At 46.5% G+C, this 11363-nt stretch carries 1 protein-coding gene; it reads right to left on the bottom strand.

The window, feature by feature from the left end; translation table 11 throughout:
* Window positions 1-67: 67 nt before the first annotated feature.
* A complete protein-coding gene (locus I6F45_RS10050; protein WP_197160380.1) occupies window positions 68-11359 on the bottom strand; it encodes an Ig-like domain-containing protein in 11292 nt (3763 codons plus the stop codon).
* Window positions 11360-11363: the final 4 nt, after the last annotated feature.

Genomic DNA, 11363 nt, shown 5'->3' on the forward strand with positions numbered 1-11363 from the left:
TAAATAATATCCATTTGCTTAATAATGTAAGCCCCCTTAATAAATAATTAAGAGGGCTCTATTAATATTAAATATCCGTTTGATTATTACTACTTTCAATTAAGTGTTTAATCATCTCTTCCGATTGATTTTGCACATCAACCGCAGGTGCTGCTGCATCAATGCTTCCCCCACTTTGAGCTGGAGTATAAGCAATTGCAGAGCCTTCGTCCTCAACCAGTGTATTTAGCGCTATAAGCTGCTCTGCATCTTCGCTAATAATAACGTCATCAATATTAAGCGGTTCCGCCGAACTCATTTGGACCGTTTGCTCAGGTGTTGACAGACCACTCAAGTTACCTAAGTCAATTGTTTCAGTGCTTAATACGTTGCTGCTTGAAACTTCATTAGGAATTGTATCGCCTAGAGCCGACTCTTCGCTAAATGATGCAGGGATTGTATCGCCAGAGGCTGAGCCTGATTCAGAGGTGTAAATATTGCCGGACTCGATAAACACATCATTTCCATTTTTAACTTGATAATTACCAGCTTCGTCCACAGTATAGAAATGCGTGTTTTCAAGACCTGTACCCAGTAAACCTAAAAGATTCAGATCTAAATTAGTAGAGTCCCAATTACCTTGAGCATCTACAACTGCATATGGCGCTGAAGTTAATGCTAAATCAATGCCTAAAACTAATGAGTCGAAAATATAGACCTTACTTCCCTCACCGCCATCAGATGTACCTTCGTAACCAACCAATATCCCTATACCCAATAAATTAAGTAAGTACTCAGGTTCTACTGTAAAGTTGATCGGTGTATTATCAATAACCAATCCAGATAAACTACCGCTTGATGTTGCGTTTCCAGAACTATCGGTCGCTACAGCTGTTACTGTATAAGCCCCATCAGCTAAGGTAGTATTAGCTGTTACGCTCCACTCACCAGATGCATCAGCAAATACTGTTTCAGTTGCCTCTGTAGCGCCACTAAAGATCACCGTTACTGACTCACCTGGAGCGGCTGTACCTGTTATAACTGGGTTTTGATCTGTAGTTAGTACCAATCCTGAATCAATTGTAATACCTGAGTCAATTGCGCTACTTGATGATTGCGTACCAGTATTACTTGCACCATCAACAATGCTTACATCAACGCTGTAGTTGCCCTCAGGAAGTACTTCTGCTGATGTCACACTCCACGTCCCATCAGCTCCAACTGTTGTTTGAACATTGTGAGTGGCACCAGCTGAATCAGTAAACATAACTATAACCGCTGCACCTGCAAAGCTTCCAGTAACTGACCCCGTAACAGTAGGCGTTGTATCTTGCCCTACCAATATTGGATCTATGACTACAGTTGGCGCTGTGTAGTCTGTGCTTGACACCATAGTATCGCTAGCAGAATTACCCGCTGTATCGCTTATTGATGCTGTTGCACTAAAGCTACCTTCACTAAGCGCGGTGGTAGCTGTTACTGACCATGTGCCACTTCCTGAAACTTGAGCGGTAATAGTTTGTGAATCATTATTAGCATCGGTAATAACAACACTCACATTTGTACCTGCTGGTGCATCACTTGTACCTGTAATTGTTGGTAACGGGTTATTAGTAACAGGTAACTGGTTAACTTCAACTGTTGGTGGTGTTAAATCAATAATGCCACCTAGGCTTGTAGAACTTGTAAGCCCTAAGTTTTCAACTGTAGCACTTACAGTAAAGGCACCTTCAGCTAATGGTGTTGTAGGTATTAGAGTCCATACACCTGCAATAGCTTGGGTGTTATATGTCGTTGCTGTACCGCTACTATCGGTAATAACTACCTGTACGTCACCTGCTAATATATCTGTGGTACCTGTAATTGTTGGCGTTGTATCGCTTGTATCTACAATTTGATTAATTAACAAACCTGGTAAGGTTGTACTAATAGTGCCCGTTTGCGTAACTGTTGCTATATTCCCAGCATCATCTGTACTTATTGCCTCAATTGTTAAGTCACCTTCAGCAAGTAAAGGAGTAACAATAAGCCATGTTCCGTCTCCTAATACCGAAGTGGTAACTACATATAATGTATCTGTAGAGTCAGTAATATTTACGGTAATTAAACTTCCTACCTCTTCATCGCTTGTCCCTTCAATAGTAGGTGTTAGCGTATTAAGTACACCAAACGCATCAATTCCTAGCGCTGGCGCTATAGTATCTATGGTTACTTGCTCAATGGCCGACTGCCCTGTATTACCTGCGGCGTCAGTTATACTTGCAGAAACAGTATATACACCATCTGATAAGCTAGTAGTTACTAAAGACCACTTGCCATTGGCATCAATTAAAGTATTAAATACCGTTTTTTCACCATTACTACCAATAACAGTTACATCAATATTTGTGCCTTCAGCTTCTGGTGATGTACCTGAAAGCTCTAATATATCTGTATTGCTAATGCTCAGTGGTAAAATTCCAACCACTGGTACTAGCGTATCAACGACGAATTCAAGCGTATCGGTAACTACATTACCTGCATCATCAGTAATACTCACATTAGCAACGTGTTGCCCTTCAGATAATGCATCAACTTCAAGTGTAAATATTCCCAAAGCATCAACTGTAGTAGTTAGTACAGTGCCGCCATCTAGTTGTATTTCAACAACACCATTAATTAAATCACTGGTACCTTGGATTATTGGCGTTGAATCTGATGTTGTGCCAATAACCTGTAAGCCAAGTGTTGGCGATATTGTATCCACCACTGCGGTAAGTAGTTGCGTGGTAGTAATACCGACCTCACTTAACACGTCAACTGTTACACTAAATGTCCCCTCAGCTAATGATTGAGGAACCTGCACAGCCCACGTATTATCGGCTTGCACTATAGCCGTAAGCTCTTGTACTACATTTTCGCTATCTACCACTTTAACTAGCACTTCAGTGCCTGGTGCTTGGTCGGTCGTACCACTAATTATTGGTAAATCGCCCTCACCAGTAGCAAAGTCAACTACCGCATTTAGTACTGGGGTTGAAGCATCTACATCAGCAGTCGTAATAGTGGTGGTGTTACCCACATCATCGGTTGCCGAGGCTTCAATAACTGATAAGCCAATAACATTAACGGCTAGGCCTAATAGCTCCCAATCACCATTTGCATCTGTGGTTACATCGTATGTTAAATCGAGTAAATCACCTGCAAGCTCTAGAGTAACCGTAACGGTTTTACCTTCGCCCAAATCAGATGTACCAGACAAAGAAACCAACTGACCTAATAGGAACGAAGGCACAATTGTTAGCTCTGGTCCCACGGTATCAACCTCACCACCGGTTTTATTGTCGACCGAAGTATTGCCCGCAGCATCGCTAATAGTTGCACTAACACTGTAAACACCGTCAGCTAAAATATTATTAGCAGCCGCTTGCCAGTCTCCATTGCCATCGGTTTGAACGGTCATTTGATGAGAAACTCCAGCAGAATCAGTAAAGGTAACTATAACGTTTGTATTTGCTTCGTTAGATGTGCCTGTAATTAATGGAGTGCTATCTTGAGTCAGTATTAATGAACTTTGATTAATACTAATCTCAGGAGCAATTGTATCAATGGTTGCTGTATTTGTTGCGTCCCCGGTATTACCAGCGCTATCAGTAACAGAGACTTCAACTGAATAATCTCCTTGTGATAGAGAGCTAGTTGCCTCTACAGACCATACACCACCAGTTTGAACTGTTGTATTTACAGTATGCTTATTCCCTAGTGCATCGGTAAATACCACAGCAACTGCATCACCTACCATGGCACCTGTCACATTCCCTGAAATACTTGGAGTTAGATCGGTACTTCCAGCAATATCGTTAATGGTCACAACTGGCGCTGTTATGTCAACTTCCCCTGTAATACTTGTGTTTACAGGATTACCGGCAGTATCTGTTGTTGAAGCTAAAACCGTGTAAGTGCCCTCGCTCAACTCTGTACTTGCAGCGACTGACCATGTGCCATTTGCACCAACCGTAGCATTAACCGTTTGCTCTGCACCTAAGCTATCAGTAATTAAAATAATAACTAATGCGCCTTGCGGTGCGGTTGTTGTGCCTGAAATTGTAGGCGTTGTATCATTTAAAGTTACAAGCGGCGTAATACTAAGCGTTGGCGCGGTTAAATCGATAACACCGCTACCTGTTGTATTACTCGTTAAGCTTCCTTCAGTTACACTTGCCGAAACAGTAAACTCACCTTCAGGAAGAATAGTTGTCGCATCAACACTCCAAATCCCGCCTACTACCGTCGTAGTTACAGTATGTGAAACGTTATTAACGTCAGTTATAACGACTGTGATCACCGAGTTATCTATTGCACTACTTGTGCCTGATATTGCTGGTGTTTGATCGTTCGTATCAACAATTGTATTAATATTAATTGTAGGCGCATTGGTATTTAAAGTTGCGGTACTATTTGCAACTGATTCATTCCCTGCGGCATCAGTAACACTTGCAGAAACTGTAACTTCACCATCAGTCAGTACATCTGTAATATCTACAGTCCAAGCACCTCCTGCACCAACAACAGTTGTGTAAGTCTCGGTACTATCTCCATCGGTCACAGTTACTGTAATACTCGTGTTTTCAGGTTCATTGGATGTGCCTGAAATAGTTGGCGTGCTGTTATTAATTGTACCTAATGCATTTATAGTAATACTTGGTGCTTGAGTATCAACAAAACTCGAACCTGTATCAGAGCCTGTATTACCAGCATCATCGGTAATACTTACCTCTACATCATAATTGCCATCTGGCAAGCTTGGCGCTGTAACTTGCCAATCGCCGCTAGCATCAACTATTGCGGTTAAAGTATGTATATCACCGTTGCTATCTGTAATGACTATATCGACCACCGTATTCTGTGGTTCAGTTGAAGTACCACTTACAATTGGTGTATTAGTGTTAAATACAGTTATATCATTAAGTACAATAACAGGTACTTGGGTATCAATTGTTAAATCAATAGTCGTGCTGCTGATATTATTAGCGTCATCGGTAATACTTACTTGCGCCGTATAATCACCATCAACAAGTGCTACGGGGACATCTACTTGCCAATTGCCATCAGTACCCACAGTTGCTGTTAGTGTTTGACCACCAATAATAATGCTTACATCTGCACCTATCTCATTACTTGTGCCTGAAATTGTAGGTGTTGTATCTATTGTCGCGTTAACTTCGTTCACAATTAATGTAGGATCAACACTGTCTATTTCACCTTGAGCCTGCTGCGTTGTTAAGTTACCAACACTGTCTCTAACCTCTGCAACAACGGTATATTGACCTTGCGCTAGCTCTGCAGGTACAGCAACAGACCAGTCGCCACCGGCTTGAACTGTCGCAGTAAACGCTTGGCTTTCTCCTTCACTATCAGTCACGGTTATATTAATTACAGTGCCTTGCCCCATATCGGTGGTGCCGCTAATTACTGGCGTACTGTCATTAGATAAAGCATCGACACTAACGGTTAATTCTGGTGCTACGTTATCAAAATCAAGTGTATTGATTGTTCTGACATTACCAGCTGCATCCGTTGCACTGGCAGTCACATAGGCAAGGTTTAGTAAAGGTACTGTTATGTTTGCAAGCCCCCACGTACCATCAGGATTTGTCGTTGCTGTATAAGTTGCACCAACTAATCCCCCAACTAGGTACTCTGTAATAGTGATTACAGAACCCCCTGGTAGATCAGAATCCCCCGAAAGAGAAACTAAATTACCTAATAAAAACGATGGAATAATTTCAAGATCCGGAGCGGTTATATCGACTTCGCCAGTGTCTGTACCCGTGCCTGTATTGCCTGCGGCATCGGTGATACTGGCGCTGACTCTGTAATTACCTTCCGCTAAATCGCCGCTTGGCGTTACACTCCAGTTACCACTTGCATCGGTTTGTACATCAATAGTTTGCACTGCATTCGCTGCATCGGTAAACGTAACCGTGATGGTGCTGTTAGGCGCATCACTGGTGCCAGTAACCGTCGGTGTGCTGTCGTTTGTTAATAATGGCGCATCTACACTCACACTTGGTGCTGTGGTATCAATGGTGCCGTTGCCTGTAATATCGGTGCTGTTACCTGCCACATCGCTGATGTTAGCGGTGATCGTGTACGGCCCTTCTGCCAAGGCAGTCGGTACTTCTATAGAGAAGTTGCCATCGGCATCCACAGTGGTCGTAAAGATTTGTGTATTGCCTTGATCGTCCACAACCGTGAAATTAATAACCGTGCCTTCAACCGCATCGCTTGTTCCGCTGAGTGTCGGAGTAATGTCATTACTTGAACCTGGATTCGTTAGGATCAATGTCGGTGCGGTGGTGTCTATTTCACCAGTGCCTGTGGCAGTGGTGTCGTTGGCTGCCACATCTTCAACATTCGCGCTAATGCTGTATGCGCCTTCTGCAAGTGCTACCGGTACAGGAATTGACCACGTACCATTAGCAAGCACGGTGGCGCTCATTGTTTGCGCTGCACCGGCACTGTCTGTCACAATAATAGTGACTTCACTGCCTTGTGGCGCATCGCTTGTACCCGAGATAGTCGGTGTCGTGTCATTGCTAACACCATTATCTGCAATAAGAAGGCTTGGTGCGGTTAAGTCAATCTCGCCTGTTTCGGTGGCGCTGCCGATATTACCTAGTCCATCATCTACTTCTGCGGTGACCGTGTATTCGCCTTCAGCTAACTCAACAGGCGCTGCAACGCTCCATAGGCCACCGGTGACCGTGATGGTCGTGGTGGTTTCAGCTCCTGCACTGTCTACAAACGTTAAGCTGATAGTGGTGCCATCGGCTGCATCACTTGTACCATTAATGGTTGGTGTGGTGTCGTTGGTATCAACCAAGGCATTAATGTTAATGCTCGGCGCGATGGTGTTGAGTGTCGCGGTTTCACTTAATGTGGTGGTGTTTCCGGCGTTATCGCTCACGCTGGCTTCAATAGTAAGCTCTCCATCAGCTAATGCTGTCGGCACATCTGCTGACCAACTGCCATCGGCTTGTACTGTCGCGGTGAACGTTTCGGTTGTGGTGCCGTCGCTTACGCTGATGTTTATCACTGTGCCCGCTGGAGCATTGCTGCTTCCGCTGATTGCTGGAGTGCTGTCGTTCGTAGCGCCCACGGTATCCAGTGTTAATGTCGGTGCTAAGGTATCAAGAGTGCCTGATTGAACTGCGCCACCTGTGTTGCCTGCATCATCGGTGATACTGGCTTGTACGGTGTAGCTGCCATCTGGTAATTCAGGGCTGGTTGCTTGCCAATTACCGCTGGCATCAACTGTGGCAGTGATTGGGTGCTCATCACCGTTACTGTCGGTAATAATAATGTTGATAACCGTGCCTTCAGGCTCTGTTGAGGTACCACTAACAACTGGGGTGCTGTCGTTACCTAGACCCAATGCGTCAACAGTGACGATTGGTGTAACCGTATCAACATTGCCACTGCTGCTCGCGGTGGTGTCGTTGCCTGCAGCATCAGTAATGCTGGCAACAACGCTAAACTCACCTTGTGCAAGGGCTGTCGAGACTTCGATTGCCCAGTGACCATCGCTGCCTACAACGGTGCTAAGGGTTTGATTGATGCCTTCACTGTCGGTTATAGTTAATGTAACGGTGCCACCAATTTCATTACTGGTGCCTTGCAGCTCTGGTGTTAAATCACTTATATCGCCCACGTTTTGAATGGTGAGTAGTGGCGCTTGCGTGTCGATGGTGGTGGTGTCACTCCCGGTGGTTTCGTTGCCGACACTGTCGCGCACACTTACTTCAATGGTCGTTTCACCTTCGCTTAGCGGTGTGGTTGGTGTGGCGCTCCAATCACCGTTTGCATCCACAAGGGCGGTGATAGTTTGCGGGTTGCCTGCGCTATCAGTAACCACGATAGTCACTTGTGCCCCCTCGCCCGCATCACTTGTGCCGCTTATGATTGGCGTGTTGCTGTCGCTTTGTGCTACAACATCAACAGTGAGTGTCGGTGGCGTATTATCAAAGTCATCTGAACTAATTGTACGGGTATTACCTGCGGCATCGGTCGCTGTTGCGATCACTGAGCCAACATCAAGTAAAGATACATCCAACCCGACTAATGACCAGTTGCCATCCGCATCCGTTGTAGTGGTATATGTTGCACCAATACCCCCGTTAACAAGTTGCTCGGTAATAGTAATTTCACTACCTGCTGGCAAGTCAGACGTACCACTTAATGTGACTAATAAGCCAAGCTCAAACGTTGGCGTAAAGGCAAGTGCTGGCGGGGTTACGTCTACTTCGCCACTGTCCGTGCCGGTGCCTGTGTTGCCTGCAGCATCAGTGATGCTGGCGCTGACGCTGTAGTCACCTTCAGCTAATGTACCTGTTGGTGTCGCACTCCAGTTACCATTAGCATCGGTTTGTACATCAATGCTTTGAGTGGTATTCGCTGCATCTGTAAACGTAACTGTGATAGTGCTATTAGGTGCATCACTGGTACCAGTCACTGTGGGTGTGGTGTCGTTGGTGAGTACTGGCGCATCCACACTCACACTTGGTGCTGTGGTATCAATGGTGCCATCGCTCGCAATATCGGTGCTGTTGCCTGCCGCATCGCTGATGCTGGCGGTGATCGTGTACGGCCCTTCTGCCAGTGCAGTCGGTACTTCCACTGAGAAGTTGCCATCAGCATCCACAGTGGTGGTGAACGTTTGTGAGCTACCAAAATCATCCACTACGGTGAAGTTAATAACCGTGCCTTCAACCGCATCGCTTGTGCCGCTAAATGTCGGGGTGATGTCATTACTTGAACCAGGGCTGGTAAGTACAAGGGTCGGTGCAATTGTATCCACCTCTCCTGCGCCTGTGCCGTTGGCTTCGTTGCCAGCGGCATCGCTCACGCTTGCGCTTACGGTGAAGTTACCTTCTGCAAGGGCTGTCGTAACAGGGGCTGACCACGCGCCACTTCCGCCAACTGTCGCGGTAATGGTTTGCTGTGCACCGGCACTGTCTGTCACAATAATAGTGACTTCACTGCCTTGTGGCGCATCGCTTGTACCCGAGATGGTCGGTGTCGTGTCATTGCTAACACCATTGTCTACAATAACAAGGCTTGGTGCGGTTAAGTCAATCTCGCCTGTTTCGGTGGCGCTGCCGATATTACCTAGGCCATCGTCTACCTGTGCGGTAACAGTATATTCGCCTTCGGCTAAATCAGTTGGTGCATCGATGCTCCATACACCACCCGTTACCGTCGTATCAACAGTCGTAATATTCCCTGCACTGTCTTCAAACGTTAAACTAATCGTGGTGCCATCTGCCGCATCGCTTGTACCATTAATGGTTGGGGTGGTGTCGTTGGTATCAACCAATGCATTAATACTAATGCTTGGGGCCGTGGTGTTGAGTGTTGCGGTTTCACTTAATGTAGTGGTATTACCGGCGTTATCACTAACGCTAGCTTCAATGGTGAGCTCACCATCGCTCAGTGCATTCGGTACATCCGCTGACCAGCTGCCATCAGCTTGTACTGTTGCGGTGAACGTTTCTGTATTATTTGCATCCGTGACGTTAATCGTTATAACCGTGCCTGCTGGCGCGTTCGATGTCCCGCTAATTGTTGGTGTGCTATTATTCGTGGCACCGACTGTGTCTAACGTCAATGTCGGCGCTAAGGTATCTAGGTTGCCTGTTTGTGTGGCGCCGCCGGTGTTGCCTGCATCATCGGTGATACTGGCTTGCACACTGTAGCTGCCCTCTGGTAATTCAGGGCTGATTGCTTGCCAGTTGCCGTTCGCATCGACTGTGGCTGTAATTGGTGTTTCATCGCCGTTACTGTCTGTGATAACAATATTCACAACGGTGCCTTCAGGCTCTGTTGAGGTACCACTAACAACAGGGGTGCTGTCGTTGCCTAAACCCAGTGCATCAACGGTGATAACCGGTGTAATGGTATCTACATTACCACTACTGTTGGCCGTGGTGTCGTTGCCTGCGGCATCGGTAATGCTGGCAACAACGCTAAAGTCACCTTGTGCAAGGGCACCTGGAATTTCAATATTCCAGTGGCCATCACTTTCAACGGTGGTGGTGAAGGTTTGCTCAGCGCCTTGGCTGTCGGTGATGGTCAGTGTTACGGTGCCGCCAATTTCATTACTAGTGCCCTGCAGCTCAGGTGTTAAATCGCTGACATCGCCTACGTTTTGAATGGTGAGTAGTGGCGCTTGCGTGTCGATAGTGGTGGTGTCACTCACTGTAGTTTCGTTGCCAACACTGTCGCGTACACTTACTTCAATGGTGCTTTGACCTTCACTTAATGGTGTCGCTGGTGTGGCACTCCAATCACCGTTTGCATCCACAAGTGCGGTGATGGTTTGTGGGTTGCCTGCGCTATCAGTAACCACTATGGTCACTTGCGCACCCTCACCTGCGTCACTTGTGCCGCTTATGATTGGCGTGTTGCTGTCGCTTTGTGCGTCAACCTCAACAGTAAGCGTTGGTGGTGTGTTATCAAAGTCGTCTGAGCTAATTGTACGCGTGTTACCTGCGGCATCGGTCGCTGTTGCGATCACTGAGCCAACATCAAGTAACGATACATCTAATCCGACTAATGACCAGTTGCCATCCGCATCGGTTGTAGTGGTATAAGTTGCACCAATACCCCCGTTAACAAGTTGCTCGGTAATAGTAATTTCACTACCTGCTGGCAAGTCAGACGTACCACTTAATGTGACTAATAAGCCAAGCTCAAACGTTGGCGTAAAGGCAAGTGCTGGCGGGGTTACGTCTACTTCGCCACTGTCCGTGCCGGTGCCTGTGTTGCCTGCGGCATCGGTGATGCTAGCGCTGACGCTGTAGTCACCTTCAGCTAATGTACCTGTTGGTGTCGCACTCCAGTTACCATTAGCATCGGTTTGTACATCAATGCTTTGAGTGGCATTTTCTGCATCGGTAAACGTAACGGTAATGGTGCTGTTAGGCGCATCACTGGTGCCTGTCACTGTGGGTGTGGTGTCATTGGTGAGTACTGGCGCATCCACGGTAATGCTTGGCGCGGTCGTGTCTATTGTGCCGTTGCCTGTAATATCGGTGCTGTTACCTGCCACATCGCTGATATTGGCGGTGATCGTGTACGGCCCTTCTGCCAGTGCAGTCGGTACTTCCACTGAGAAGTTGCCATCAGCATCCACAGTGGTGGTGAACGTTTGTGAGCTACCAAAATCATCCACTACGGTGAAGTTAATAACCGTGCCTTCAACCGCATCACTGGTGCCGCTAAATGTCGGGGTGATGTCATTACTTGAACCAGGGCTGGTAAGTACAAGGGTCGGTGCAATTGTATCCACCTCTCCTGCGCCTGTGCCGTTGGCTTCGTTGCCAGCGGCATCGCTCACGCTT

This window comes from Pseudoalteromonas sp. SWYJZ19 (genome assembly GCF_015864375.1).
GTDB classification, from domain to species: Bacteria; Pseudomonadota; Gammaproteobacteria; order Enterobacterales; family Alteromonadaceae; genus Pseudoalteromonas; species Pseudoalteromonas arctica.